This is a genomic window from Ferranicluibacter rubi, from assembly GCF_011603255.1.
In the GTDB taxonomy this organism is placed as follows: domain Bacteria; phylum Pseudomonadota; class Alphaproteobacteria; order Rhizobiales; family Rhizobiaceae; genus Ferranicluibacter; species Ferranicluibacter rubi.
Genome location: NZ_JAANCM010000005.1, coordinates 119,339 through 144,796 on the forward strand (window position 1 = coordinate 119,339; position 25,458 = coordinate 144,796).

General features: G+C 62.3%; 25 protein-coding genes. 9 read left to right on the forward strand and 16 right to left on the reverse strand.

Going from position 1 to position 25,458, the window contains the following annotated elements; translation table 11 throughout:
* Positions 1 to 32 precede the first annotated feature (32 nt).
* Positions 33 to 734, reverse strand: coding sequence for a response regulator (locus G8E10_RS11810; RefSeq protein WP_110799319.1), 702 nt, complete (start codon positions 732 to 734; stop codon positions 33 to 35).
* Between the two features lie 96 nt (positions 735 to 830).
* Complete coding sequence (locus tag G8E10_RS11815) at positions 831 to 1,283, reverse strand: MarR family winged helix-turn-helix transcriptional regulator (protein ID WP_110799318.1); 453 nt, start codon at positions 1,281 to 1,283, stop codon at positions 831 to 833.
* Between the two features lie 293 nt (positions 1,284 to 1,576).
* Here G8E10_RS11815 and G8E10_RS11820 point away from each other — a divergent pair, with 293 nt between their 5' ends.
* Complete coding sequence (locus G8E10_RS11820; protein ID WP_165910541.1) at positions 1,577 to 1,753, forward strand: hypothetical protein; 177 nt, start codon at positions 1,577 to 1,579, stop codon at positions 1,751 to 1,753.
* Positions 1,754 to 1,924: 171 nt separating this feature from the next.
* Positions 1,925 to 2,566, forward strand: a complete 642-nt coding sequence (locus G8E10_RS11825; RefSeq protein ID WP_132447631.1) for an MBL fold metallo-hydrolase — start codon at positions 1,925 to 1,927, stop codon at positions 2,564 to 2,566.
* Positions 2,567 to 2,649: 83 nt separating this feature from the next.
* Here G8E10_RS11825 and G8E10_RS11830 read toward each other — a convergent pair whose 3' ends face one another.
* The 5 genes from G8E10_RS11830 to G8E10_RS11850 all read right to left on the reverse strand — a co-directional run bounded on the left by G8E10_RS11830 (position 2,650) and on the right by G8E10_RS11850 (position 5,700).
* Positions 2,650 to 3,072 carry a BA14K family protein gene (locus G8E10_RS11830; protein WP_110799316.1) on the reverse strand — a complete coding sequence of 141 codons (423 nt, stop codon included), beginning with the start codon at positions 3,070 to 3,072 and terminating at the stop codon, positions 2,650 to 2,652.
* Positions 3,073 to 3,353: 281 nt separating this feature from the next.
* Positions 3,354 to 3,569, reverse strand: a complete 216-nt coding sequence (locus G8E10_RS11835; RefSeq protein WP_092934625.1) for a cold-shock protein — start codon at positions 3,567 to 3,569, stop codon at positions 3,354 to 3,356.
* 476 nt (positions 3,570 to 4,045) lie between these two features.
* The gene (locus tag G8E10_RS11840) at positions 4,046 to 4,954 is read right to left on the reverse strand and encodes an EamA family transporter (protein ID WP_167129094.1); all 909 of its coding nucleotides are present in this window, start codon (positions 4,952 to 4,954) and stop codon (positions 4,046 to 4,048) included.
* A gap of 99 nt (positions 4,955 to 5,053) precedes the next feature.
* Positions 5,054 to 5,242 (reverse strand): hypothetical protein, encoded by a 189-nt coding sequence (locus tag G8E10_RS11845; protein ID WP_092934623.1) that lies wholly within the window; start codon positions 5,240 to 5,242, stop codon positions 5,054 to 5,056.
* 5 nt (positions 5,243 to 5,247) lie between these two features.
* Positions 5,248 to 5,700 (reverse strand): hypothetical protein, encoded by a 453-nt coding sequence (locus G8E10_RS11850; RefSeq protein ID WP_167129096.1) that lies wholly within the window; start codon positions 5,698 to 5,700, stop codon positions 5,248 to 5,250.
* A gap of 404 nt (positions 5,701 to 6,104) precedes the next feature.
* Between G8E10_RS11850 and G8E10_RS11855 the strand changes: the two genes are divergently transcribed.
* Together G8E10_RS11855 and G8E10_RS11860 are read left to right on the forward strand one after the other, a co-directional pair.
* Complete coding sequence (locus G8E10_RS11855) at positions 6,105 to 7,307, forward strand: pyridoxal phosphate-dependent aminotransferase (protein WP_110799314.1); 1,203 nt, start codon at positions 6,105 to 6,107, stop codon at positions 7,305 to 7,307.
* A gap of 21 nt (positions 7,308 to 7,328) precedes the next feature.
* The gene (locus G8E10_RS11860; protein ID WP_167129098.1) at positions 7,329 to 8,483 is read left to right on the forward strand and encodes an MFS transporter; all 1,155 of its coding nucleotides are present in this window, start codon (positions 7,329 to 7,331) and stop codon (positions 8,481 to 8,483) included.
* Between the two features lie 71 nt (positions 8,484 to 8,554).
* On the opposite strand, the gene G8E10_RS11865 is transcribed toward G8E10_RS11860, so the two are convergent.
* The 4 genes from G8E10_RS11865 to trxB all read right to left on the reverse strand — a co-directional run bounded on the left by G8E10_RS11865 (position 8,555) and on the right by trxB (position 12,662).
* A complete protein-coding gene (locus G8E10_RS11865; RefSeq protein WP_167129101.1) occupies positions 8,555 to 9,682 on the reverse strand; it encodes an alkene reductase in 1,128 nt (375 codons plus the stop codon).
* Positions 9,683 to 9,719: 37 nt separating this feature from the next.
* Positions 9,720 to 10,013, reverse strand: a complete 294-nt coding sequence (locus G8E10_RS11870) for an ArsR/SmtB family transcription factor (protein ID WP_092934615.1) — start codon at positions 10,011 to 10,013, stop codon at positions 9,720 to 9,722.
* Positions 10,014 to 10,680: 667 nt separating this feature from the next.
* On the reverse strand, positions 10,681 to 11,577 hold the full coding sequence (locus G8E10_RS11875) for a LysR family transcriptional regulator VtlR (protein WP_110799311.1): 897 nt from the start codon (positions 11,575 to 11,577) through the stop codon (positions 10,681 to 10,683).
* Positions 11,578 to 11,687: 110 nt separating this feature from the next.
* Entirely contained in the window at positions 11,688 to 12,662 is a 975-nt protein-coding gene (trxB, locus tag G8E10_RS11880) for a thioredoxin-disulfide reductase (RefSeq protein WP_167129103.1), read from the reverse strand.
* Between the two features lie 368 nt (positions 12,663 to 13,030).
* Here trxB and G8E10_RS11885 point away from each other — a divergent pair, with 368 nt between their 5' ends.
* From G8E10_RS11885 to G8E10_RS11900, 4 genes are all read left to right on the forward strand, one after another.
* A complete protein-coding gene (locus tag G8E10_RS11885; RefSeq protein ID WP_281517535.1) occupies positions 13,031 to 13,870 on the forward strand; it encodes a glycosyltransferase family 2 protein in 840 nt (279 codons plus the stop codon).
* 9 nt (positions 13,871 to 13,879) lie between these two features.
* Positions 13,880 to 14,902: a glycosyltransferase gene (locus tag G8E10_RS11890; protein ID WP_167129107.1), complete on the forward strand. Its 1,023-nt coding sequence runs from the start codon at positions 13,880 to 13,882 to the stop codon at positions 14,900 to 14,902.
* Between the two features lie 231 nt (positions 14,903 to 15,133).
* Entirely contained in the window at positions 15,134 to 15,601 is a 468-nt protein-coding gene (locus tag G8E10_RS11895) for an Lrp/AsnC family transcriptional regulator (protein ID WP_110728578.1), read from the forward strand.
* Positions 15,602 to 16,513, forward strand: coding sequence for a glycosyl transferase (locus G8E10_RS11900; protein WP_167129109.1), 912 nt, complete (start codon positions 15,602 to 15,604; stop codon positions 16,511 to 16,513).
* Between the two features lie 9 nt (positions 16,514 to 16,522).
* On the opposite strand, the gene G8E10_RS11905 is transcribed toward G8E10_RS11900, so the two are convergent.
* The 5 genes from G8E10_RS11905 to carB form a co-directional block, all read right to left on the reverse strand.
* Positions 16,523 to 17,596 (reverse strand): glycosyltransferase family 4 protein, encoded by a 1,074-nt coding sequence (locus tag G8E10_RS11905; protein WP_167129112.1) that lies wholly within the window; start codon positions 17,594 to 17,596, stop codon positions 16,523 to 16,525.
* Positions 17,597 to 17,745: 149 nt separating this feature from the next.
* Positions 17,746 to 18,222, reverse strand: coding sequence for a transcription elongation factor GreA (greA, locus tag G8E10_RS11910; RefSeq protein ID WP_062592294.1), 477 nt, complete (start codon positions 18,220 to 18,222; stop codon positions 17,746 to 17,748).
* Positions 18,223 to 18,467: 245 nt separating this feature from the next.
* On the reverse strand, positions 18,468 to 20,066 hold the full coding sequence (locus G8E10_RS11915) for a methyl-accepting chemotaxis protein (protein ID WP_167129113.1): 1,599 nt from the start codon (positions 20,064 to 20,066) through the stop codon (positions 18,468 to 18,470).
* Entirely contained in the window at positions 20,063 to 20,404 is a 342-nt protein-coding gene (locus tag G8E10_RS11920; protein ID WP_167129115.1) for a hypothetical protein, read from the reverse strand. Before G8E10_RS11920 ends, G8E10_RS11915 begins: the two co-directional genes overlap by 4 nt.
* A 294-nt stretch (positions 20,405 to 20,698) precedes the next feature.
* Positions 20,699 to 24,184: a carbamoyl-phosphate synthase large subunit gene (carB, locus tag G8E10_RS11925; RefSeq protein ID WP_110799304.1), complete on the reverse strand. Its 3,486-nt coding sequence runs from the start codon at positions 24,182 to 24,184 to the stop codon at positions 20,699 to 20,701.
* A 265-nt stretch (positions 24,185 to 24,449) separates the two neighbouring features.
* Here carB and ypfJ point away from each other — a divergent pair, with 265 nt between their 5' ends.
* On the forward strand, positions 24,450 to 25,361 hold the full coding sequence (gene ypfJ / locus G8E10_RS11930) for a KPN_02809 family neutral zinc metallopeptidase (RefSeq protein ID WP_167129117.1): 912 nt from the start codon (positions 24,450 to 24,452) through the stop codon (positions 25,359 to 25,361).
* Positions 25,362 to 25,458: the final 97 nt, after the last annotated feature.

The following is a 25,458-nucleotide window of genomic DNA, read 5'->3' on the forward strand; positions in this document are numbered from 1 at the left end:
CGTTGGCCGACGGTCGGCCGGGATGACATGGTTCAGTCTACGGCCAGCTTGTAGCCGATGCCGCGCACGGTCTGCAGCCAGACAGGATTCGACGGGTCGTCCTCGATCTTGCGGCGCAGACGGTTGATCTGGACATCGATGGTGCGCTCGCCGACCTCGGTGTCGTCGCTCACCAGCTCGTGCCGCGGGATCGTCTCGCCGGCGCGCTGGGAGAAGAGCATCATGATCTCCTGCTCGCGGTCCGTCAGGCGGATGTGGTCCGCTCCACGGCGTAGCTCGCGCCGAACGACGGAAAAGGTGAAGGGGCCGAAGATGACCTGCTCCACCTTTGGCGACTGGACCGGCATGTTGCGGCGCAGGATGTTGTTGATGCGCAGGACCAGCTCGCGCGGGTCGAAGGGTTTTGGCAGATAGTCGTCGGCGCCGGCTTCCAAGCCCTCCACACGGGCGTTGGTCTCGGCGAGGGCCGTCAGCATGATGATCGGCACGGTCTTGAGGCGACGCAGGCTCTGGGTGAGCGAAATTCCCGTTTCGCCCGGCATCATGACGTCGACGATCAGGAGGTCGAAGTCGATACCCTGGAGACGGCGACGCGCCTCGTCGGCATCGGCCGCCGTCGTGACGCGAAAGCCCTGCTCGACCAGATAGCGGTTGAGAAGGTCTCGAATGCGGCGGTCGTCATCGACGACGAGGAGATGCGGCGCGTCGTCGGGGAGGGAGAAGGGTTTCGTCATCGTCGTCGCTCTCTGGAGCCTCTCCGGTCAACTCCGGCTCCTTGTTTTCAACGCTGTGCCCGACAGCGAAGCCATCAGGTTTTACCTGAAAATGTTCTAGACGGGGCCTGTCTTCATGCTGGCGAGAAAGCGGCGAACGACATCGCGGCCGCCGGGTCCGACCTTCGCCAGGGCATCGGCTATGCGCTTCGACTGTGGCTCCGCCAAGGCCTTGGCCAGCGCCTTGCCCTCGCGCGTCGTGTAGAGCATGCGCTGGCGCCGGTCTTCCGGCCCTGCGACCTGATGGATGTAGCCGCCATCTATCAACTGCTTCAGCACGCGCGCCAGGCTCTGCTTGGTGATCTTCAGCGTTTCCAGCAGGTCGGCCACCGTCATGCCGGGTTCGCGATCGACGAAGTGCAGCACGCGATGGTGCGCCCGGCCGAAGCCGCGCTTTTCCAGAATGACATCGGGGTCGGAGGTGAAGTCACGATAAGCAAAAAAGAACAGCTCGATCAGCTCGTAATCGAGACCGTTGCGCTCGGCAGGGGACGGCTCGGCAGAGCGCATCTTCTCCGCGGGGGTAACGTGTTCAGCCAAAGGTGTCTGTTCTGCCAAATGCCTGTGTCCTGCGGATATGTGGTCCCCTACGAGGGGATCGTCGTGGCCTCGCTCCAGAAGCGCGGCCACGACGTTCTGCTCTTTCTACCGTTTGCACAGGCGCTCTGCCAGCAGGAAAGCGTGTTTGTTGCCGCTTTGCAACAGCGTCTTTCGACCATCTTGAAATAGCCGCACTTGACGGCGGAGAGCTGGAACCTTTGCCGCGGAACTGCATTGCGGGGTCAGATACAAGGACCCGTGCCATGCAGCCCGAAACAATCTCTCCCGTCTCCTCGACCGCCGAACAGCTTCGCCCGGTCGTCATCACCGTCGTTCTCGCCAAGATCGCCGTCTTCGCCCTGCTGATGACCACGATCAACTATCCGGTGCTGCCGACCTTGAGCACCGGCGACACCCTCGAAATCGCAGCCGTCCGGTAAGCTGACGACGCGATAAACGTCGGGCAAGGCGTTGTTCGGCCCGATTGCCTGTTTCCCCGCAGCGACGTTGCGCCTATATCGGCTGCGCGTCGCAACCTTGCCGGCAAGGCGAGCGTCGTTTGGTTGGATTGGCGGTCCCTTCAAGGGGACTGGCCACAGGCGAGGGTTCTCATGCTTCAGGCAGGCATCATTCCGGTTACGCATTTCCAGCAGAACTGCACCATTCTTTTCGATAGCGAAACCAAGGAGGGTGTCGTCGTCGATCCCGGTGGCGATGTCGATGTGATCCTTCAGACGGTGCGCGAGAATGGTATCGACCTCAAGGCCATCTGGCTGACGCACGGGCACATCGACCATGCTGGAGGCGCCAAGGAACTGAAAGAGACGACCGGTCTCAAGATCATCGGGCCGCACGAGGACGACAAGCCGCTTCTGGAAAAACTGGAAGCGCAGGCTGAGCGCTTCGGCCTGACGATGAAGGTGGAGAACGTGCTGCCGGATCGGTGGCTATCCGATGGGGATACGGTGTCGTTCGGAACCCATGTTTTCGACGTCCTGCACTGCCCCGGCCACGCGCCCGGCCATGTCGTCTACGTCAATCAACTCCAGCGCTTCGCTCATGTCGGCGACGTGCTCTTCCGCGGCTCCATCGGACGGACGGATTTGCCGGGCGGGGATCACCAGCAGTTGCTCGATTCCATCCGCACCAAGATCCTGCCGCTCGGCGATGATTTTGGCTTTATCTGCGGCCACGGTCCCGGTGGGCAGATCGGCGAGGAGCGCCGCACGAATCCCTATTTGCGCGGTCTTTGACGGCGCGTGATTTAACTCTGATACGAAAAAGGCCACGCTTCCGGGAAGCGTGGCCTTTTTCTCAAGGGTGTTACGCGGGCTGATCAGCCGGCGTTGCAGAAGTAGGAGCGGCCGTCATAGCCGACGAAGGTGCCGGTGCGGGAGTCGAACGAGCGGTAGCGGTTCGAGCAGTAGCGGTACCAGGACGGGGACCAGGGCTCCAGCGAGCCGTAATTGTTGACGACGACAGGGCGCGGACGGCGATAGACCGGGGCCGGTTCATAGTAGTCGTCGGCCGGCGGGTCGATGTAGACGCGTTCTTCGTTGCGGTAGCGCGGCGCGCTGGCAATGGCGCCGCCGACGATCAGGCCGGTGGCAAGGCCGACGGCGCCGAGCGCCAGACCGTCATTGTCGCGATGATGATGGCGACGATACCGCCAGTCGTCCGCATGCGCCGGCGTCATGCTCGGCAGCACTGCAGAGAGCGAGGCGATGGTAAGAACTGCAGCTTTGACCAAGGTTCTCATAGCGTTGATCCTGTCTCACGGGACGAAACGGCTCGTCCCTTACGATGACACCAATTTAGGTGGGTCAAACTGAATGCAAGGTGAACGGTTCATTTTCGTGGCCGCCGGTGAAAAGCGCGGGCTTTTCCGGCGCGAGAGCGGTAAACGTCGCCTCACTCTCAAGCGCAGAGGCACAACACAATCGACAGCGAGCCGGTTGGACCGCTTATGCCTGTCGGATGCGGCGCAAAAACCCGGCGCTGAAGCCGGGTTTCCATTATCGTCTGCGAGGGGCTGACGTCTCAGCCGGAGACGTTGAGGTTGACGGCCTTCGGGCCCTTGCCGCGGCGGTCCGGCTCGGTGTCGTAGCTGACCTTCTGGTTTTCAGTCAGGTCATTGAGGCCGGAAGCCTGGACGGCGGAGATGTGGACGAAGATGTCCGCGCCGCCATTGTCAGGCTTGATGAAGCCGAAGCCCTTGTCGGTGTTGAAGAATTTTACAATGCCAGTTTCGGCCATACGTCAGGTCCTTTTTCCTCTGCCCAGATGCGGCGGGCAGCATTGCGAATGTGCCCATGGGGCGAGTGGCAGGCATGTCTCGACTGTGAGGAAAGGTCCCGTCATTCATGTCCCGTACCGGACCTACCGCCCCGACACTGGCCACCCGGAGAATTTTTGCGTCCCCGGTGCGCATTTATTCTTAAGGTCTTCCCGTGTTCGCAGATTGCCCGAACACATTAAACTTGATGCGTTTATTTTCAATTGGCAAGCAAAAGTTTATTGAAACAAGTCAGTCATTTGCGTTTGTCTAAAATCGGCGCAGCTGCCGATAAACCTCGCTTTTACCTCCTGTATTGCAAGCTATTGAAAAGATTTTCGTTTGAGCGCGGTCTGGTCAAAAAACAGGCTGAAGGCGACGTGGGATGTCGTCCTCGTACATCTGCCTTGCCGGGCTGCCGACGCGCCGCACGCGCACCTAGGGTCGTAAGATCGAGCTAACCCACTGACGACACAGGGCTCTCGCCGGTTCTGCGGCGGCCGAGTTCCGGGACGATTTCCACCAGCAGCATGGCTGCGAAAATGATGATGCCGCCGAGGTAACCGATCGGCGCGATGGTTTCGCCCAGAAGCAACACGCCGAAGAATGCTGCAAACAATGCTTCGCTCGACAGGAAGATCGCGGCTTGCGGCGCCGTCGTGTAGCGCTGCCCGACGACCTGCAGGGTGAAAGCGACTGCGCTGGAGAAGATGCCGGAATAGAGGAACTCCGTCGTCGTCGCCGTGATAGCGTCGAGCGACAGGGGTTCCACAAAGAGCGCGATGCCGCCGGCGAGGATCGCACAGGTGACGAACTGGATGAGGGAAAGCGCGAAGGGGCGGCCGCTCGAATGGGCGAAGACGGCGATGAGGATGACCTGCACGGCGCAGAAGAGCGCCGCGAGAATGGTCAGCAGATCCCCACCCGTCAGCGCCGAGAGGGAGCCTCCAGACAGGAGGAAGATGCCGAGGAACGCCAGACCGGCAGCGGGCCAGATGACCCAGTGGGGGCGTCGGCGCAGGAAGACGACGGTGAGAATGGGGACGAGCACGACGTAAAGACCGGTGAGGAAGCCGGAATTGGCGACCGTGGTCGTCATGATGCCGATCTGCTGGGTGAGAGCGGCGAGGAAGAGAGAGACGCCGATGGCGACGAAGCCGCGCATGTTCCGACGACTGAGGGGCAGTGCTGCCCGGTGGCGCTCGCGGAGCGCGAAGGGCGTGAGCACGATGGCGGCGATGAGGAAGCGCAGGCTCGTGAACCAGAGCGGGCCGATGGTTTCCATGGCCGTGGATTGTGCGACGAAGCCCGCGCCCCAGATGGCGCCGGCGAGAAGAAGGACGAGATTGGCCTGAATGCGCGTCACGACCTGCTCCCTCAACCGCTTGCTCAGCGCCTCGGCTAGCAGGCTGGGGGTATCGTGACAAGGTCGTCTCGGGCGTCTGAGTTAAAGCGCTGCCCTAATTTAGAGCGCTGCGACGAACACTGCACCCGGGCCGGCGACGATGCGGCTCTGCAGGAAAAGGCCCTTGCCGACCAGCATCATGCCGGCAAGCGCCACGATGACGATGGCGGCGACGACGATGGTCTCCAGCGCGTTCAGGCCGGAGAAGAGGCCGAGGCGGGTCTGTTTGTGATCGGGTTCGGAGGCCATGTCTATCACGCTTCCCACGCCAGGCCGCGAACCTGCCAGCGCCAGAGGCCAAAGCTGACCGCGGCCATGGCCGCGCCTGCCAGAAGCATCAGGCCAATGGCGATATGGCGTTCCGCCGGCATGATGCGGCCGGGCAGGGAGAAGGCGCTGATGCTGGCAAGCTGGCGGGCCGAGAGGATGGCGCCCGTCGACATGCGGTCCGGCTCCGTCAGCGTCGCATTATCCAGCCAGAGCATCGGATTGTTGACCGTCGAACCCGTCGCTTCGATCAGCGCCGGTGGCTTGCCAAGCGGAAACAGCGCGTCATCCGCCTGCTCGATCGCCAGTTCCGTCTGCCACCGCATTTCACTGCTCTCTCCGGCCGCCGCACCGCCCGCGAAGGCAAGCGTCGTCGCGATCGCCAGGCCGAAAACGGCGCGGCGTGGCAACGACAGGGCAGGTGGTACGGAAACGGACATGACGGACCTCGGTGGCAGGCGGCAGGAGCTTTGGCGGATAGGATGTAGAAGGCGCTCCGAAATCGGCTTCATATCGACCGAATTGCGGCATGCTCCGGCAAATGTCGTGGCAAAAACAAGGCGGCGGGACAGGGTGGAAATAGCTGTTTTTATTAAGGAAAAATAAAGGGATGCGGCAGGCTTCGCGCAAGCTTTCGTGCCCTTGAAATAGGGCTCGCAGTGCCTGATTCGCGGATGGTTCTGCATTCATCGACGCTAATCATGCCATCCATCAAACCTCGTCATGCCACGAGGCGTTGCGGCCTTTCCGCTTGAATTGACCGTCTACATTCGACATACAGCTAACGCTCCGGGCCAATTCTTTGCCGGGGCATCCTTGTCGTAACCATCAGGACCGTCCCATCATGGCCTTTCTCGCCGACGCTCTTTCCCGTGTGAAGCCCTCCGCCACCATCGCCGTGTCGCAGAAGGCGCGCGAACTCAAAGCGAAGGGCCGGGACGTGATCGGCCTTGGCGCCGGCGAGCCGGATTTCGATACGCCCGACAACATCAAGCAGGCCGCCATCGAGGCGATCAACCGCGGCGAGACGAAGTACACGCCGGTCTCCGGCATTCCGGAACTGCGCGAGGCGATTGCCAAGAAGTTCAAGCGCGAAAACAATCTCGATTACACCGCAGCGCAGACGATCGTCGGCACGGGCGGCAAGCAGATCCTGTTCAACGCCTTCATGGCGACGATGAACCCCGGCGACGAGGTCGTCATTCCCGCGCCCTACTGGGTGTCTTATCCGGAGATGGTGTCGATCTGCGGCGGCACGCCCGTCTTCGTCGAGGCGACCCAGGCCAACAACTTCAAGCTGACGGCCGAGGATCTGGACAAGGCGATCACGCCGAAGACCAAGTGGTTCATCTTCAACTCGCCATCGAACCCATCGGGCGCCGCCTATTCGCATGACGAGCTGAAGGCGCTGACGGATGTTCTGCTGAAGCATCCGCATGTCTGGGTGCTGACAGACGACATGTACGAGCACCTGACCTATGGCGACTTCAAGTTCGCGACGCCGGTCGAAGTCGAGCCCAAGCTCTATGAGCGGACGCTGACGATGAACGGCGTTTCCAAGGCCTATGCCATGACGGGATGGCGCATCGGTTATGCGGCCGGTCCGCTGCCGCTCATCAAGGCCATGGACATGATCCAGGGCCAGCAGACGTCGGGCGCCTGCTCGATCGCCCAATGGGCGGCCGTCGAAGCTCTCAACGGGACGCAGGATTTCATTCCCGAGAACAAGAAGATCTTCGAAGGTCGCCGCGATCTCGTGGTGTCCATGCTCAATCAGGCGAGCGGCATCGAATGCCCGTCGCCGGAAGGCGCGTTCTACGTCTACCCCTCCTGCAAGGGGCTGATCGGCAAGACGGCGCCCACCGGCAAGGTCATCGAGACGGATGAGGACTTCGTGTCGGAACTGCTGGAATCCGAAGGCGTTGCCGTGGTTCACGGGTCCGCCTTCGGTCTCGGCCCGAACTTCCGCATCTCCTACGCCACGTCGGAGGCGCTTCTGGAGGAAGCCTGCAAGCGCATTCAGCGCTTCTGCGCAGCCTGCAAGTAAGCCAACAAGAAGGCGCGCCCCTTGACCATTGCCGGGCATCACAGGATTTATATCTGCTTTTTCCTGTTTGCCGTGGCGCTGGGGGCGTTGCTTGCGCGCATGCCCGACCTGCAGGTTGCCCTGCAGGTCGATAAGTCCGAACTCGGCCTGACGCTGATCGGCATGGCCATCGGCGCGCTGATCTCGCTCACCGTATCCTCGCCGCTGATCGAGCGGCTGGGCCCGAAAGTCACGGCCTACACCACCGTCATCGGCACGGCGGCATGCTATGCGCTGGTGCCGTGGATGCCGGGTCCTGCCGGCGTCTTTGCCGTGCTGCTCGCTGCGGGCATGCTGGCCGGGGCACTCGAAATCAATCTCAATGTCGAACTCGGGCGCATCGAGGCGGCCACCGGCCGCAGCGTGATGAACCGGGCGCATGGCTGCTGGAGCCTGGGCTTCTTCGTGACGGCGCTGGTCGCGTCCTTCATCCGCCAGTCCGGCGTATCCATGCAGGTCCATCTCGGCGTGACGCTGCTTGCAGTCGTCGTCGTTGCCTGGGTGGCGATCCGGGGGCTGGAGGCCGCGCCGGTGGATGCGACGCATCTGCCGGAAGAAAAGGCGCCGGCCTTCGCCTTCCCGACCATCGGCCTCCTGCCGCTCTGCCTGATCGGTATCGCCGCTTTCCTCGTGGAGGGTGCGGGCATCGACTGGTCCGCGATCTACATGCGCGACGTCTTCCAGTCGGAGCCTTTCGTCGGCGGATTGGGGCTGACGCTCTTCACCTTCTTCATGGCGCTGGTGCGCATGGTGGCCGACCCGATCGTCGAACGTTTCGGCAGTCGGGCCGTCGCCGCCGCGTTGCTGGTGCTGTCGGCTATCGGCATTGCCGCCGTCGGCCTGTCGCCGCATCCCGTCGTGGCATTGTTCGGCTTCGCGCTGATGGGCGCGGGCTGCAGCGCCGTATACCCGCTCGCGGTATCCGCCGCTGCCCAGCGCCGCGACCGCGCACCCCATGTCAACGTCGCCTCGCTCGGGCAGGTGACGTTCATCATCTTCTTCTTCGCGCCGCCGCTGCTGGGTTTCGTCGCCGAACACGCCGGCATCCGGGCCTCATACTTCATCTGCCTGCCGCTGGTCATCGGCGCGCTGTTCTGCGTGCCGGCCTTGAAGAGCGTTGCCGCGCGCACCGCCTGATGTTTCCTGATCGTCGATATGAAAAAGGCCCGCATCGCTGCGGGCCTCTCTGCATTCGATATCTCAGGTGATTATTCCGCGGCCTGCTGGGTGAGTGCCGGATAGTCGGTGTAGCCCTTGGCGCCGCCGCCATACAGGGTGTCCGGGTCGAGCGCGTTCAGCGGGGCATCCTGCTTCAGGCGTTCCACGAGGTCCGGGTTGGAGATGAAGGGCTTGCCGAAGGCGACGAGGTCGACACGGCCGCTTTCGACCGATTCGATCGCCAGCTTGCGGTCATAACCATTGTTCGCCATCCAGGCAGCCTTGCCGCCAGCAGCCTCGTAGGTCGCGCGGAGTTCTGCGAAGTCGAACGCGGTATCGCCCTGCTTGAAATCTCGGTCGCCGCCGGTCGCGCCTTCGATGACATGGATAAACGCCAGCGCGTGCTTGGCGAGGCCCTTGACGACATGGTCGAAGAGCGGCTGCGGCTCGGGATCGAAGGCATCGTTTGCCGGCGTCACTGGTGAGAGGCGGATGCCGGTGCGACCGGCGCCGATTTCGGCAACGATGGCGTCGGTGACCTCGAACAGGAAGCGCGCCCGGTTCTCGATCGAGCCGCCATAGGCGTCCGTCCGCTCATTGGTGCCGGAGCGCAGGAACTGGTCGATCAGATAGCCGTTGGCCGCATGAATTTCGATGCCGTCGAAGCCTGCATCGATGGCCGCACGGGCGGCCTTGCGGTAGTCCTCGACAATGCCGGGAAGCTCCGAAGCTTCCAGCGCACGCGGCTCGGACGTCGGCACGAACTCACCCGTGCCATCGGGATGGCGGATATAGGTCTTGGCGTTGGCGGTGATGGCCGAGGCCGAAACCGGCTGGCCTTCGCCCGGCTGCAGCGAGGTGTGCGAGATACGGCCGACATGCCACATCTGGACGACGATCTTGCCGCCCGCCGCGTGAACGGCGCTCGTGACCTTTTTCCAGCCGTCCAGCGCTTCCGGCGTGTAGAGGCCGGGAACGTCGGCGTAGCCCTGTCCCTGATGGGTAATGGCCGTGGCTTCGGTGATGATGAGGCCGGCGGTGGCGCGCTGTTCGTAATAGGTGACGTTCAGCGTGTTCGGCACGGCGCCCGGCGAGCGATTGCGCGTCAGCGGCGCCATGACGATGCGGTTGGCAAGCGCGATGTCGCCGGCGGTCGTGGGTTCGAAGAGAGACGTCATGGAATGTCCTTTCCAGTCGGGTCGGGGGAGGGAGGCTTCAGAGGGCTGTGCCGATTTCGGCAAGGAACGCCTGAATGGTGTCTTCGTTGCGCTTGTAGAAGATCCATTGGCCGACGCGTCGGGTCGTCACCAGGTCTGCGCGCTGAAGGATGGCAAGATGCGCCGATACGGTGGATTGCGACAGGCCGACCGTCTCGAACTGGCTGGCGCAGACGCCCATCTCGACGGGGTGCGCCTGAGACGAAAAATGCGCGTGGGGATCCTTCAGCTTGGTCAGAATCTCGACCCGCTTGGGATGCGCCAGTGCCTTGAGGATTTCGGTCAGGTCCATATCAACCCATCGCACGATGGCGATTTCTAAATTGTCTCCTCCCGATATATGGATCGTTGAAATACGATTTACAAGATCGGCGGGAGAGAATTTGGAAAGCGGGCAAAAAAAAGGACCTGCGGTCAAACCGAGGTCCTTGAGATGTGAAGGTTAGATAACCTCCAGAGGGGAACAGCTGGTGCGGTGATACTGGGAGGGAATATGATCACCAAGTGCATCAGCTGAATTTGATATGGGAAAGGACTGTGACGAATTCAACATTCGCATTGCGATTTTGGTGAGAATTTTCAGAGCGGACGTCGAGGGCGCTGCGCGTTGGGCAGAGCAAAATCCGGACAAAAAAAGAGGGCACCAAGTAAACTTGGGCCCTTTTAAATTATGAAGGTTATTCAACCTCCAGAGGGGAACAGCTGCTGCGGTGGCACTGGGAGGAAAATCGCCACCAAAGATGCATCAGCTGTGGTCGGTATGATCGTTTCTTAGGCGGCCAGCAATCAATTTATATGCACATCAGCCATGCGTAAGGCGCATCTCTGCTTAAGTTTCGAGCAAAGTAAATGCATAGCTCCTCTCGGCGATATATCGTCGCCGAAGAAGCGTAATATTAACAGGATGTTGAGATAGGGATTTCGGTTGGCTGAAATTTCGGCACTGCTAAAACGCGAGGCTAGAAATTCCAGTTGCGCGCCTTGGAGACGATGAAGTCCCGGAAGACCTTCAGCTTTGCCGCATTTTTCAGCTCGTCCGGATAGCAGAAATACGTATCGAACGATGGGATATCGGCGCCGATGGGCAGCTGGATCAGGCCGGGATCGCGCCCGACGATATAGTCCGGCATCATGGCAATGCCGATGCCGAGCAGGCAGGCGCGCTTGATCGAGGTCTGACTGTTGATCTGCAGGTGCGAACCGCGCGGATTGTCGCTGTCGCGCCCCGCGATCGCCAGCCAGTTCACGTCGAGGAGGTAATTCGGAGCGGGTTCGCCGAAGGTGATGATGCGATGGTTGTCCAGGTCCTCGATCGACTGCGGCTCGCCATGCTTGTTGATGTAAGAGGGGGCCGCGTAGAGGTGCATGTGCACCGTGAACAGCTTGCGCTGGATCAGGTCCGACTGCTGCGGCTGGCGAAGGCGGATCGCGCAGTCGGCATGACGCATGTTCACGTCAAGCTCCTCGTTGTCGAGGATGAGCTGGACAGACATATCGGGGTAAAGCGCCAGAAACTCCTGCACCTTGTCCGTCAGCCAGCCCTGGCCGAGGCCGACGGTGGTGGTGATGCGCAGCTTGCCGGACGGTTTGTCGGTCGTTTCCGTCAGGAGGACCTTCACGCTTTCCAGCTTCATCAGCACTTCATGGGCCGTGCGATACAGGATCTCGCCCTGTTCCGTGAGGATCAGGCCGCGGGCGTGACGGTGGAAAAGCTTGATGCCGACATCCTGCTCCAGCGATGAGACCTGACGGCTGATGGCGGACTGGGACAGATGCAGCTTGTCGGCGGCATGGGTAAAGGAACCTGCTTCCGCCGCCGCATGGAAGATGCGCAGTTTATCCCAGTCAAGCGGCATTCCGTCCCCCACTCAACGCCTGCAAGGGAAAGCGGTGCTGCTTCCCCTCATCCGGCGCTTCTTTCGTTCCCACATGGCACCATCAGTGATGCCTCGTTCTCTCGCAGCGTCTACTCGGCTGCAATTGCGACGGGCATATGACCCGCCAGAAATTTCTCGGCTTCGAGCGCTGCCATGCAGCCCATTCCGGCCGCCGTGATCGCCTGCCGGTAGATATCGTCGGTCACGTCGCCGGCAGCATACACGCCCTCGACATCGGTTGCAGTCGAATCGGGTGCCGTCCAGAGGTAGCCGTTGGGCTTCAGCCGCAGCTTGCCCTTGAAGAGCTCGGTTGCCGGCGCGTGGCCGATGGCCACGAAGACGCCGTCGATCGGCATGTCCGACGTCTCGCCCGTGCGGGTGTTGCGCAGCGTGACGCCGGTGACGGAGGCGGGCATGGGCGGCTTCGGTGGCGTGCCGGTATAGGCGGCGACCTCATGGTCCCAGACGATCTTCACGTTCGGCTTGGCGAACAGGCGCTCTTGGAGAATGCGTTCGGCCCGGAAGTGGTCGCGGCGATGCACGACGGTCACGGTTTTCGCGAGGTTCGACAGGTACAGCGCTTCCTCGACGGCCGAGTTGCCCCCGCCGACGACGATGACGTCCTTGTTGCGATAGAAGAAGCCGTCGCAGGTGGCGCAGGCGGAGACGCCGAAGCCCTTGAAGGTCTCTTCCGTCTCGATTCCGAGCCACTTGGCCTTGGCACCGGTGGCGATGACGATGGTATCGGCCGTCCAAACGGTGCCGCTATCGGTCGTCAGGCGGAACGGGCGGACCGAGACGTCCACCGACGTCACGAGGTCGTTGACGATCTCCGTGCCGACATGCACGGCCTGCTTCAGCATCTGCTCCATCAACCAGGGGCCCTGGATCGGATCGCCGAAGCCCGGATAGTTTTCCACATCCGTGGTGATCATCAGCTGGCCGCCCTGTTCCATGCCGGCGATGAGAACGGGGTTCAGCATGGCGCGCGCGGCGTAGATGGCGGCGGTGTAGCCGGCCGGGCCGGAGCCGATGATGAGGAGTTTGCTGTGGCGGGACGTCATGGCGTATCCTTGGGCGCGGTCTCAAGCCCGGTTTCCGGAGCATGCGCGCGAAACGGGCGATTTTGATAACGGCAGAAGTGCTCAGTGTAGGTATGAGGGTCAAGCGGTTTCAAGTGCGCGGGACAGGATTACCACATTTGATTGTCGACGATACCGGCTTTTCGACCCTCCGGCGCGGATCAGGCGCATTCGCCCGGTGCAAGCAGGTAGGCCCAAGGGCGCTGAGACTGCCAATGCTGGGGCGTTCTATCGACAGATAATTAAACATTAGTAATTTAGAGAGTTTTCTTTTAGCGTGCGCCATCGGTCCGGGGCGCTGATCATGTGTCTCGATCCCCACGCCGGAAGCCGTCGATGGTCGAGACATGATGCACAGCAGAATAGAACTTACCCCCAAGGCGCCGCCGCTTGCCCTTTCCGTGTTCATCATCTGCAAGAATGAGGAAGCCTATCTCGAGAACTGCATCGAGAGTCTTGCCGGATGTGCAGAGATCGTCATCGTTGATTCCGGTTCGACCGACGGCACCTTGCCGCTCATCCGCCGCTACATCGCCGCAGGCTGGCCCATTCGTCTCTTCGAGGAGGCATGGCGGGGCTATGCCGGGCAGAAGCAGTTCGCGCTCGAACAATGTACGCAGCCCTGGTGCCTGAACGTCGATTCCGACGAGCGGCTGGACGGGCCGCTCCGCGCAGCCTTGCCGAGGCTTCTGAATGCGGAGCCCGAGGTGGTTGCATGGAGGGTCGCAAGGCGGCCGTACCTCATCGGCCATGGGTTCACGCCGCTGCATGTCCGCGAGCGCAAGAACTTGCGGCTCGTTCGGCGCGGCAAGGGCGCCTACGATCTCAGTCAGGCGGTGCATGAGGGGATCTCGGCGGATGGGACCGTGCGCAATGCTCGGACCGGCAGCCTGCTGCACTACCGTCCGCTGCCGATGGACGAGCAGATTCTCAAGGAAAACCACTACTCCACGCTGAAGGCCGATCAGGCCTACAATACCGGCCGGCGCCCGAAGGCGCTCAGTCTGGTTTTCTCGCCCCCGATCTATTTTCTCCGGCTTTATCTGAAGAGCGGTCTCTGGCGCTGCGGCACCTCCGGCTTCATCGAGGCTATGACCGGTGCGGTCTATTCCTTCCTGACCCAGGCAAAGCTCCACCAGCGGCACGCTCTTCGCTACCGCGCCAATCTCGATGATTCGCAGAACAGGTAATTTCGAAGGATGAAGGTTTTTCACTTGCACTTCGGCAAGGATGGCGGAGCCGAAAAGTTCTTCGTGCATCTTGTCGGCGCCCTCGGACGCAGAGGCGTCGAGCAGACAGCCGTCATTCGCAGAGAGCGCAACTGGCGCTCGGACCTTGAACCTCACGCGCGGATCATCGAAAGTAATTTTCGTAATCTGTCGCTCGACAGACTGACTCTGCCTTTGCGAGTGCAGAGGCTGGCTGAACGCGAAAGACCGGATGCCATCATGTCATGGGTCATGCGGGCCGGACGACTGACGCCTCAATACAGCCACGGCATCACAATTTCCAGGCTTGGCGACTATCCATCCCATCTCGGTTACTTCAAGACCACAGACATGCTCGTCTGCAACACGCCGGGTATTGCCGATCATGTGCGCCGGATCGGCTGGACGCGCGGTGTCGAAGTCATCTCGAATTTTACAAAGACGGATCTTGTGCAGCCGATCTCGCGCGAGACGCTCGATACGCCGGACGGCGTGCCCGTCGTTATGGCGATGGGGCGGTTCGTCAAACTCAAAGGCTTCCACACCCTTATCGATGCCGTCGCGAAACTGCCCGACGTCTTCCTCTGGATCGCGGGCGATGGCGAGGAGCGTCCGGCGCTCGAAGCACTTGCGCTGGAACGCGGCATGCAGGGGCGCACCCGGTTCCTCGGTTGGCAGAAGGATACGCGGGCCTATGTCGCCGCGTCCGACGTCTTCGTGATGCCGTCGTCGCACGAGCCGCTGGGCAATGTCATCCTGGAGGCTTGGGCGCAGAAGCGGCCCGTAGTGTCCTCGCGCTCGGAAGGTCCGTCCTGGTTCATGCAGGAGGGCGAGAACGGGCTGTTTGCCGATATCGACAATGCGGACCAGTTTGCCGATGCGATCGCCCGGATCCTTGCCGATCCGGTTCTCGCCCGCGATCTCGGGGAGGGCGGGCGTGCGACCTTGATGCGGCAGTTCTCGGAAGAGGCGACGGCGGCGGCTTATATCGATCTTTTCAGCCGTCGCAAGTGAAGCGCGGCCGCTGTCGCGGTCAACGTTGTCTCGCGATGCTGCGTCGGCCGCTTATAAATCTTCTTGCCCCAAGCGGGGCGATGATGCAGAACCCGAAGGGTCTGCCGCGCGTCGGTGCCCGGGCCGATCAGGCCATCGTGTCTCTCGCGTGACAGCGCCATATCCTGCAGCGTTCCAAGCGCGCCAGAAACGGTGCCGCGCTGTGCAGGCGAAGAAGAGGTGGTCACTCCCGTGCTGCGCGCCGATCTCGATCAGATCGACATCAAAATCCTCCGCGAACTTCAAGCCGATGGACGGATCACGAATGTGGAGCTTGCCGCCCGGGTCGGCATTTCCGCGCCTCCCTGTCTGCGCCGCGTCCGGCGGCTGGAGGAAACCGGGATCATCGAGGGCTATCGCACGGTGCTGAACGGCCCGATGCTGGGCCTCGATCTCGTCGCCTTCTGCATGGTGGGCCTGAAGCATCAATCGGACGCCAATCTGAAGGCCTTCTCGGCTGCGACCACAGCCTGGCCGCTCGTCCGGCAGGCGTGGCTCGTCAATGGAGACAGCGATTTCCTCCTTCACTGCGTTGCCGAGAACCTCACGACCTTCCAGAACTTCGTGATCGAGGACCTGACGGCTAACGAGCAGGTGGACACGGTCCGGACCATGCTGACGATCCGCCAGGTGAAGAAAGTCGGGTTGGTGGATATCTGAATGGCATCCGATCGACCGCTTCGCCGCCGGATCTGGAAACTGGCCGCCACGCTCGCCTATGGTCGTCGGCGCGCCCACGCTTATGACTGGGCGCCATCGCTGCGCATCGAGCCGGCACCCTACGGCCCGGAAAGAACGATTCTCTTCCGAGATCGCCCGGCCGGCACGCTGCTGCCGCCGTCTGCGCTGTCGGACCTTGCAGGCAGCGACATTACCATCGTCGGCTCGGGACCGTCCGTTCGCCACGCCGATCTCGGCGTGCTCGTCAACCGCAGCACCCTTCTCCTCAACGGAGCTATCGCGCTGGTTCCGGAGCGCATCTCCCGGCCGCTCGCCTTCGTCGTCGAGGACGAACGTTTCGTCTATCGTCATTTCCAGGCTTTCATGGCCAGTCTCGACCCGAGCATTCTCTGTCTGTTTTCCGTAGCCGTCATCCGGGCGATTCTGGAGCATGACCCCGACTGGTTGATCGAGAGGCCTGTCATCCTCATCGACAATCTGCTGAAGCCCTATGGCGAGAACCGGCGGGATCTTGCCGCCGTGTCCCGCATGCCGGCGGTCACCGTGGATGCGCCAAGCCGCTCCGGCGTGTCGCTCGACCCGGCTTCGGGTGTCTTTCAGGGTGGGAGCGTGGCGGTATCGGCGCTTCAGTTCGCACTGTTCTGCCGCCCGCGGATTATCGGCTTTATCGGCATCGACATTGCCAATGCGGCACAGCCGCGGTTCTATGAGACGCCCGGTGAGACGGTCTTTTCGGGCGTATCGGAAGCCGAGGGACGCATCCTTGGACATATGCGGCTTGCAAAAGCGGTCGGCGAGGCGCGGGGATCGACCTTCGTCAACTACTCGCCTTCGTCGGCGCTACAGAAGATCGGTATTCCCTACAGCGACAGGCTCGTGGGCCTACGCTAAGGGCTTGGTTCAAACTGGCGGGGCGTCTCTGCCGAGCAACCCATCATACACCTGCGACAGCGCTCTCGCCTCGCGTTCGATGCCGAACTCGGCGCGGACATGAGCAAGGCCGGCCTGACCGTGGGCGGTGGCGCGGGCAGGGGCCTGGAGGTAAAGGCGGAGCGCCGTCGTGAGGGCTTCTCCGTCGCCGGCGGGGACCACCGCACCGGTTTCGCCGGGCCGAATCATCTCAGCATAGGCGCCGGCATCCGAGGCGACGACGGCGGCGCCCGAGGCCATGGCTTCGAGCGGCGTCAGGCCGAAGCCTTCGTTGCGCGAGGGGGCGACCAGCAGCGAGACGCGACGGTACCACGGCTTGATGTCATCGACCTCGCCCAAAAACCGGATACGGTCGGACAGGCCGGCATCGGCGATGGAGGTTTTCAGGCCGGCGGCGAAGGTCTCGTGCTCGGGGGTCACGCGACCGCAGATGACGGCGGTCCATTCGGGATGATCTGGCAAAAGCGCGATCATTGCCTCGACGAAGAGATCGGTGCCCTTCTGCGGTCGCACGCGCCCGAAACAGCCGACGAGCCGGCGGCCGGCGAGACCGTCCGGTGCAGGTTCGCGTCCGCCGGTCGCGGGCGGGTGAAAGCGGTCAAGATCGACGCCATGGCGGATGACGGTGTGGGGTACGTCCAGAAAACTGCCGGAGCGCGCCGACGTGGCCACGACGGCGTCCATGCGCCGTATCAGCCCCTTGGTCCAACGCGAATGCTTGCGCTGCGCGGCGGAAGTGAACAAGAGCTTCAGCGGTAGGCGGAGCACATCGCGCAGGAGAATGCCTGGGAGCATTTCGAGATTTCGGCGAGCATGCCAGATGCGTGCCGTGCGGCCTTCCGGCGGACGGCGGAAATGGAAAAGATCGCGAAAGCGGATGGCAGGCAGGTCTTCCGGCAGGCCGGGGCCGAGCGTCGCGATGCGCTCGCCCATGCGGGTTTGCACCGGCACGAGTTGCACAATGGTCGAGGTGACGCCGGAAAGCCGCTTCTTGAAATTCGGAGCGATGATATCGACGGTGCGGATGTCCAGAAACCTGCTCATGATGGTGTGAGGATAAAGGAACTGCAGCGATCCGTCACGCGCGGGTGCAGGTCATCCACCACGCATTCATGCCGGCTGTGGTGTCATGCCACCGGAATCACAACGGCTCCCGACGCGAGGTCGGGAGCCGTTGCAGTGTGAGTTCGGGATCAACCCCAGTTGATCGCAAGGATCTCGTAGGCCTTCGAGCCGCCGGGGGCGACGACCTCGATCGAATCTCCGACTTCCTTGCCGATCAGCGCACGGGCGATCGGCGAGGAGATGGAGATGCGGCCCTGCTTCACGTCGGCTTCCTGATCGCCGACGATCTGGTAGGTCTTGTTCTCCTCGGTGTCCTCGTCGATCAGCTTGACGGTGGCGCCGAACTTGATCTTGGAGCCGGACATCTTCGAGAGGTCGATCACTTCGGCGCGGGCCACGTAGTCCTCAACCTCGCCGATACGGCCTTCGTTGTGGCTCTGTGCTTCCTTGGCGGCGTGGTATTCGGCATTTTCCGAAAGGTCGCCATGGGCGCGCGCTTCGGCAATCGCCTCGATGATCCGCGGCCGCTCTTCCTGCTGGCGCCAGCGCAGCTCTTCCTGCAGCTTGGCAAAACCGCTCTGCGTCATCGGTACTTTTTCGACCATTTCAACGTCCTTCATGGTGCGCGCCGGGCCTGCGCAGGCAGGCCCGAAGCAAAATAAAACGGCATCCGGGGCGTCAGCCCCGGAACCGTTCAAAACATCAAGGCAATAACTATAGCAGAAAGCGCGGATGGGAAGCCAGATTTTTCGCGCTTCGGGTCGTTGTGTTGGTGCGTGTCGTTCTCTCGACAGTGCGGCACTCTTCGGGCGACATGGATGAGCGTGGGGATCGCCCTTTCACCGTGACGTCATGCGGCGCGCTGGCTGCGGCGTGGCTGTCGCTCCGTGGTCAGGCTGAATTCACCGATCATGTCCTTCAGACGAAGGGCCTCCTGCGCGAGGGCGGAGACGGAGGCGGTCGTCTGTTCCACCATGGCGGCGTTCTGTTGGGTCACCTGATCCATGCCGTTGACGGCGCTTGAAACACTGGAGAGGCTGCTGGATTGATCGCGGGCGGAGACGGCAATCTGATCCATCAGGCTGTTGATGGTCACCACCTGACTGCCGATCGTCTTCAAGGCTTCGCCCGTGTTGCGCACCAGCTTGACGCCGGTCTCGACCTCGCTGGTGGAGGTCTGGATCAGGCTCTTGATTTCACGGGCTGCAGTGGCCGAGCGCTGCGCGAGTTCGCGGACTTCCTGCGCCACGACGGCGAAACCCTTGCCCGCTTCTCCCGCGCGCGCGGCTTCGACGCCGGCGTTCAACGCCAGAAGGTTCGTCTGAAACGCGATTTCGTCGATCGCGACGATAATCGAGGAAATCTGTTGCGAACTGGCCTCGATGCGACGCATGGCCTGCTCGGCATTTTCGACGACGCCCGAGGATTGCGCCGCATCCTTGTTGGCCTGCAATGCAACCGAGCGAGCTTCTTCCGTGCGCTTTGCCGATGCGGCGACGCTTTCGGTGATTTCGGCCAGCGCTGCGGCTGTTTCCTCGACTGTGCCGGCCTGCCGCTCCGTCCGTCGCGACAGGTCGGTGACGGCACCGGCAACATCCTGTGCGCCGTCGTCGATCCGGGTGGCGACGGCGGACACTTCCCGGAGAACGTTGCCCAGACGCCCGACCGCGTCGTTCATATCGCCGCGAAGCGCTTCGAACTCCGGTGCGAACGGCGTGTCCATCGTGAAAGCCAGATTGCCATCCGCCAGCTTGCGGATTCCGTCGGAGATGCCTGCGGTGGCATGGTGCAGGCAATGTTTGAACGTGGTGTCGGCATCGATGGCGAGCTGCTCGCGTTCACGCACTGTGGACAGTTCCTGCGCGCGGCTGCGTGCTTCGATTTCCGATGTCGCCCGTTCCGCGGACGCTGCTTCCGCCAGGGCGTTTTCGCTGCGGACGAGTGCGCGGGTCATCATGACGACGATGGCGATGAGGACGCCCGTTTCGAGCGAGAGAACGAGTGCGTGCAACACCACGCGCGAGAAACCGGAATTCGTTGGGAAAACAGCCATTGGCACTGTGAAGAACAGCGTCAGGTGGTGAACGGCAACGACCGCCGCATAGGCCAAGAGCGCGCGCCATTCCAGCAAAGCGGAGCAGATGGCCAGAACAGCGAAGAAATACATATGGATGTCGCTCTGGAGATTGGAGTCGCGGAAGCCGTAGACCAGCAGGCAGACAAGCCCGGCATTGGCCACGCTGACCCCCACGGCGGCAGTCGCTCCGGCGCGGTCCTGCAACCATACCAGCGTCGCGAGACCCGCAACGACGGCGCTGCCGGCGACAACCCAGAACGTTGCCGGATCTTCTATCGAGAACGCGCGCAACGACACCATGACGACATTCAGCCACATCAGGCCGATGATCCCGAGTGATACCTTTAGGCGAAGAGTCCGAATTGAGTTCATGACGGTTCTCTGCAAATCGAGAGGATGGGACTTTGAAGGGTGAAAAAGGCGCCGGAGACGCGTGCTCGGGCGGCGAAATCGCTCGCATCCGAGTAAACGAAGGCCGTCCAGCGCGTGGGACCCTCGGCAACGAAACGGCCTCCGGCCCTCTCGAGCACGTCGAACAATTCGATCTGCGTCAGGCCTGGCCCGACGGCGAGGATGTAGAAAGGGCCGCGTGGCCAGAGTGCTATGGCCGTCAGGATCGAGAGGGTCAGCAGCAGCAGAACCACCACGGTGGGAGCATGCAACTCGCTACAGGTTTCCGGCATGGCAGTCCGGTTTGTCATGGAGTGCATGCCGGCTGACCTTTCCGCTGAAGCGTCTCGAATATTAAGATGTCCTGATGCGATCATTCCCTGTGGTGGTTAATTCCGCGTTATCGCTCGCGAAAAACGTGTAATCTTCGAACGTTTTATCGCGCAGATATGCTGTCATGCACGTCGATGCGGGCGTGCGTGGTTCCGGTTATGGATATTCTTGAAGATACGGGAGTGCTTCCGACAGCGAAGCGTGTTCGCTTCGCTGTCGGAAAAATGCAGGATAAGAAAGAGACAGAACTCTTCCGTGAGCCTGGGTTTATCCGTAGAGCGTCAGAAATAGCTCTGCAGCGGGCGGACTTCGAGGTTGCCGGCTTTGAGCGCCTTGATCGCAGCGGCGGCGGCTTCGGCGCCGGCCATGGTGGTGAAGTAGGGGACCTTCTGCATCAGCGTCGCGCGGCGGAGCGATTTGCTATCCGAGATCGCCTTGTTGCTGTCGGTCGTGTTGATGACGAGCTGGACCTGACGGTTGCGGATGGCATCCTCGATGTGCGGGCGGCCTTCCTGCACCTTGTTGATCTTCGTCGTCGTGATGCCGTTGGCTTCAAGGAAGCGGGCGGTGCCGCCGGTTGCCAGCACCTTGAAGCCGATATCGGTCAGGATGCGGATGGCCGGGAGGACGCCGTCCTTGTCGCCGTCGCGGACGGAGACGAAGACCGTGCCTTCGCGGGGGAGATCGACGCCGGCACCGAGCTGCGCCTTGGCGAAGGCGAGCGCGAAATCGGTATCGAGGCCGATGACTTCACCCGTTGAGCGCATTTCCGGGCCGAGCAGGATATCAACGCCGGGGAAGCGGGCGAAGGGGAATACGGCTTCCTTGACGGCGATGTGCTTGAGCGCGCGCGGGTCGGGCTTGCCGCCGTAAGCTGCAAAGCACTGGTCGAGCGTTTCGCCGGCCATGACGCGGGCGGCGATCTTGGCAATCGGGGCGCCGATGGTCTTGGCGACGAAGGGCACCGTGCGCGAGGCGCGCGGGTTGACCTCGAGCACGTAGACGATGCCGTCCTTGATCGCGAACTGTACGTTCATCAGGCCGCCGACCTTCAGCGCCTTCGCCATGGCTTTCGCCTGGCGCTCCAGCTCGTCCAGCATGTCGTTGGAGAGCGTGCGCGAGGGCAGCGAGCAGGCGCTGTCGCCGGAGTGGATGCCGGCTTCCTCGATATGCTCCATGATGCCGGCGACGTAGACGTCCTTGCCATCGGAGATGCAGTCGACATCCACTTCGATGGCGTTTGCGAGGTAGCTATCGAAGAGAAGCGGGTTCTTGCCGAGCAGCGTGTTGATCTGCCCTGTCTTGTCGTTCGGGTAGCGCTGCTTGATGTCTTCCGGCACAAGCTCGGGAACCGTGTCGAGCAGGTAGGTCTGCAGCATGCTTTCCGAGTGGATGATCTGCATGGCACGGCCGCCCAGAACGTAGGACGGACGCACGACCAGCGGGAAGCCGATCTCGGAGGCGACCAGGCGGGCCTGCTCGACGGAGTAGGCGATGCCGTTGTTCGGCTGGTTGAGGTCGAGCTTCATCAGAAGCTTCTGGAAGCGGTCGCGGTCTTCGGCAAGATCGATCATGTCGGGCGCGGTACCGAGGATCGGGATGCCGTTCTTTTCCAGCGCTTCGGCGAGCTTCAGCGGGGTCTGCCCGCCGAACTGCACGATGACGCCGACGAGTTCGCCGCGCGTCTGCTCCATCTTCAGGATCTCGATCACGTCCTCGGCCGTCAGCGGCTCGAAGTAGAGCCGGTCGGACGTATCGTAATCGGTGGAAACCGTCTCCGGGTTGCAGTTGATCATGATGGCCTCAAACCCTGCATCCTTCAGCGCGAAGGCGGCATGGCAGCAGCAATAGTCGAACTCGATGCCCTGTCCGATGCGGTTCGGGCCGCCGCCGAGGATGACGACCTTCTTGCGGTCTGAGATGCCGGCTTCGCTGCGGGCCTGGCCGACGAAGGGGGTCTCATAGGTCGAGTACATATAGGCGGTGGGCGAGGCGAACTCGGCCGCGCAGGTGTCGATGCGCTTGTAGACCGGGCGCACGTCGAGCGCATTGCGCTTCTCGGCCACTTCCTTCGGGCGCTTGCCCGAGAGCGTGGCGAGGCGCGCGTCCGAGAAGCCCATGGCCTTCAGCATGCGCAGGTTGCCGGCATCGTCCGGCAGGCCATGCTCGCGGATGCGGGCTTCCATGTCCACGATGGCCTTGAGCTGGGCGATGAACCACGGGTCGATCTTCGAGCCGTCATGCACGTCGGCTTCCGACATGCCGAGGCGCAGCGCCTGGGCGACCATGCGCAGGCGGTCGGGCGTCGGCGTGCCGATGGCGGCGCGGATGGCGTTGCGGCCATCGCTGCCGTCGTCGAGGCCGGGGATCTCGATCTCGTCGAGGCCGGTCAGGCCGGTTTCCATGCCACGCAGGGCCTTCTGCAACGATTCGGCAAAGGTGCGGCCGATGGCCATCACTTCACCGACGGACTTCATAGCGGTCGTCAGCACGGGGGAGGCGCCCGGGAACTTTTCGAAGGCGAAGCGCGGGATCTTCACGACGACATAGTCGATCGATGGTTCGAACGAGGCCGGCGTGGCGCCGCCGGTGATGTCGTTTTCCAGCTCGTCCAGCGTATAGCCGACGGCGAGCTTGGCGGCGATCTTGGCGATCGGGAAGCCGGTCGCCTTGGAGGCCAGCGCCGAGGAGCGCGACACGCGCGGGTTCATCTCGATGACGACGAGGCGGCCGTCCTTGGGGTTCACCGCGAACTGGACGTTCGAGCCGCCGGTTTCGACGCCGATCTCGCGCAGCACCGCGATCGAGGCGTTGCGCATGATCTGGTATTCCTTGTCCGTCAGGGTCAAGGCTGGGGCGACGGTGATCGAGTCGCCCGTGTGGACGCCCATCGGGTCGATGTTCTCGATCGAGCAGATGATGATGCAGTTGTCCGCCGTGTCGCGGACGACCTCCATCTCGTATTCCTTCCAGCCGAGAACCGATTCCTCGATCAGCACTTCGGTGGTGGGGGAGGCGTCGAGACCCGACGAGACGATCTCGAAGAATTCCGACCTGTTATAGGCGATGCCGCCGCCGGTGCCGCCGAGCGTGAAGGAGGGGCGGATGATGGTGGGGAGGCCGATCTGGTCGATCGCCTGTGCGGCCAGCGCCATGGCGTGGCTCATATAGCGCTGCTTGCGGTCGGTCTCGCCGAGGTTCCACTCGTTTTCCAGCGTGTCGAGCGCCGTGTCGAGCGCTGCGCCGGACAGGCTTTCCTTGAGCTTGTTGCGCTCGGCCTCATGCGTCTTGCGGTCGGCATCCTTGATGTCCGTGGCGTTGGCCAGCATCGATTTGGGCGTTTCCAGCCCGATGCGGGCCATAGCCTCGCGGAAGAGCGCGCGGTCTTCGGCCATGTCAATGGCGGCGGGCTTCGCGCCGATCATCTCGACATTGTAGCGGTCGAGCACGCCCATGCGCTTCAGCGAGAGGGCCGTGTTGAGTGCGGTCTGCCCGCCCATGGTGGGCAGCAGCGCATCCGGGCGTTCCTTGGCGATGATCTTGGCCACCACTTCCGGGGTGATCGGCTCGACATAGGTCGCATCCGCAAGGCCCGGATCGGTCATGATGGTCGCTGGATTGGAGTTGACCAGGATGACCCGGAACCCTTCTTCCTTCAGCGCCTTGCAGGCCTGTGTTCCTGAATAGTCGAACTCGCATGCCTGGCCAATGACGATCGGTCCAGCGCCGATGATGAGGATGGACTTGATATCTTGGCGCTTGGGCATGGTCTAGGTTCCGCTTTTCAGGCTGCGCGAAAAGCCGGCTCCGATGGCGGGTGTCCATCGGCCGGTCGTGCAGTCTCACGTCTTTAAGGCTAGAAGGGGCTTATAGGGAAATGGGCGCCGGAGCGAAACCCCGAAATCGCGATCACAACAGGAAAATGCGGTCGGAAAAGCGCTGGCAAACGCATTCGGCGCCGGGGATACCTTTTCCACGGGCATGCGTTATATCGATCGCATCCGTGATGCCGAACCAAGGGAGTGAACCGCCATGGAATGGAAGGGCCGTCGCCAGTCGAGCAATGTCGAGGATCAGAGCGGCTCCGGGCCCGTACGGGGCGGTTTCGGCCGTGGAGGGGGTTTCCGCATTCCCATGGGCGGCGGACGCGGCGGCGGCTTGAGCATCGGCACCATCATCTTCCTCGTGGTGATCTACTTCATCTTCAAGGCGATGGGCATAGACCTGCTGCAGGTTCTCGACGGCGGCCAGACGGGACAGTCCGGCTACGAGCAGAGCCAGGGCAGCACGCAGGGCACCGCCCAGCAGGAGGAAACCAAGGCCTTCATCCGCACGGTTCTCGCCGAGACCGAGGATACGTGGAACGGCATCTTCCAGTCGAACGGTCAGACCTATCGCGAGCCGACGCTGGTGTTCTTCACGGGCGGCGTGCAGTCGGCCTGCGGTCAAGCCTCGTCGGCTTCGGGGCCGTTCTATTGCCCGGGCGACCAGAAGGTCTATCTCGACACATCCTTCTTCGATGAACTGTCGCAGCGTTTCGAGGCGTCCGGCGATTTCGCGCAGGCCTATGTCGTCGCGCATGAAGTGGGGCATCACGTGCAGAACCTGCTTGGCACGCTGCCGCAGGTCAACGAGCAGCGGCAGGGCATGGACGAGGCTTCGTCCAACGAGCTCTCCGTCCGCACCGAGTTGCAGGCCGACTGCTACGCCGGCATCTGGGGCAAGTATACGCAGCAGAAGGGCCTGCTGGAGCAGGGCGATCTTGAAGAAGCGCTCAATGCCGCGACCCAGATCGGCGACGATACGCTGCAGAAGCGGACGCAGGGTTACGTCGTGCCGGAAAGCTTCAACCATGGCACGTCAAAGCAGCGGGCGACGTGGTTCAAGCGCGGCTTCGACAGCGGACAGCTGCAGGCCTGCGATACGTTCAACAACCCGGTCTGACCGATCCTGCATGCGGGCGGCTTTGTTCCGTTCGCATGCCATCTGTCTCTTCCATGTCATGAGCGGCCGATAATCCAGGCGCAGTCCAACGCACCAG

Coding starts and splice junctions, on each gene's coding strand:
- G8E10_RS11875 (WP_110799311.1), bottom strand. CDS start 11,577: ATGCCGCTTGACTGGGATAAACTGCGCATCTTCCATGCGGCGGCGGAA.
- G8E10_RS11810 (WP_110799319.1), bottom strand. CDS start 734: ATGACGAAACCCTTCTCCCTCCCCGACGACGCGCCGCATCTCCTCGTC.
- ypfJ (WP_167129117.1), top strand. CDS start 24,450: ATGGAATGGAAGGGCCGTCGCCAGTCGAGCAATGTCGAGGATCAGAGC.
- G8E10_RS11920 (WP_167129115.1), bottom strand. CDS start 20,404: ATGCACTCCATGACAAACCGGACTGCCATGCCGGAAACCTGTAGCGAG.
- greA (WP_062592294.1), bottom strand. CDS start 18,222: ATGGTCGAAAAAGTACCGATGACGCAGAGCGGTTTTGCCAAGCTGCAG.
- G8E10_RS11820 (WP_165910541.1), top strand. CDS start 1,577: ATGCAGCCCGAAACAATCTCTCCCGTCTCCTCGACCGCCGAACAGCTT.
- G8E10_RS11855 (WP_110799314.1), top strand. CDS start 6,105: ATGGCCTTTCTCGCCGACGCTCTTTCCCGTGTGAAGCCCTCCGCCACC.
- G8E10_RS11835 (WP_092934625.1), bottom strand. CDS start 3,569: ATGGCCGAAACTGGCATTGTAAAATTCTTCAACACCGACAAGGGCTTC.
- G8E10_RS11870 (WP_092934615.1), bottom strand. CDS start 10,013: ATGGACCTGACCGAAATCCTCAAGGCACTGGCGCATCCCAAGCGGGTC.
- G8E10_RS11885 (WP_281517535.1), top strand. CDS start 13,031: ATGCACAGCAGAATAGAACTTACCCCCAAGGCGCCGCCGCTTGCCCTT.
- G8E10_RS11850 (WP_167129096.1), bottom strand. CDS start 5,700: ATGTCCGTTTCCGTACCACCTGCCCTGTCGTTGCCACGCCGCGCCGTT.
- G8E10_RS11865 (WP_167129101.1), bottom strand. CDS start 9,682: ATGACGTCTCTCTTCGAACCCACGACCGCCGGCGACATCGCGCTTGCC.
- G8E10_RS11915 (WP_167129113.1), bottom strand. CDS start 20,066: ATGAACTCAATTCGGACTCTTCGCCTAAAGGTATCACTCGGGATCATC.
- G8E10_RS11815 (WP_110799318.1), bottom strand. CDS start 1,283: ATGCGCTCTGCCGAGCCGTCCCCTGCCGAGCGCAACGGTCTCGATTAC.
- G8E10_RS11890 (WP_167129107.1), top strand. CDS start 13,880: ATGAAGGTTTTTCACTTGCACTTCGGCAAGGATGGCGGAGCCGAAAAG.
- trxB (WP_167129103.1), bottom strand. CDS start 12,662: ATGACGTCCCGCCACAGCAAACTCCTCATCATCGGCTCCGGCCCGGCC.
- G8E10_RS11830 (WP_110799316.1), bottom strand. CDS start 3,072: ATGAGAACCTTGGTCAAAGCTGCAGTTCTTACCATCGCCTCGCTCTCT.
- G8E10_RS11825 (WP_132447631.1), top strand. CDS start 1,925: ATGCTTCAGGCAGGCATCATTCCGGTTACGCATTTCCAGCAGAACTGC.
- G8E10_RS11905 (WP_167129112.1), bottom strand. CDS start 17,596: ATGAGCAGGTTTCTGGACATCCGCACCGTCGATATCATCGCTCCGAAT.
- carB (WP_110799304.1), bottom strand. CDS start 24,184: ATGCCCAAGCGCCAAGATATCAAGTCCATCCTCATCATCGGCGCTGGA.
- G8E10_RS11900 (WP_167129109.1), top strand. CDS start 15,602: ATGGCATCCGATCGACCGCTTCGCCGCCGGATCTGGAAACTGGCCGCC.
- G8E10_RS11845 (WP_092934623.1), bottom strand. CDS start 5,242: ATGGCCTCCGAACCCGATCACAAACAGACCCGCCTCGGCCTCTTCTCC.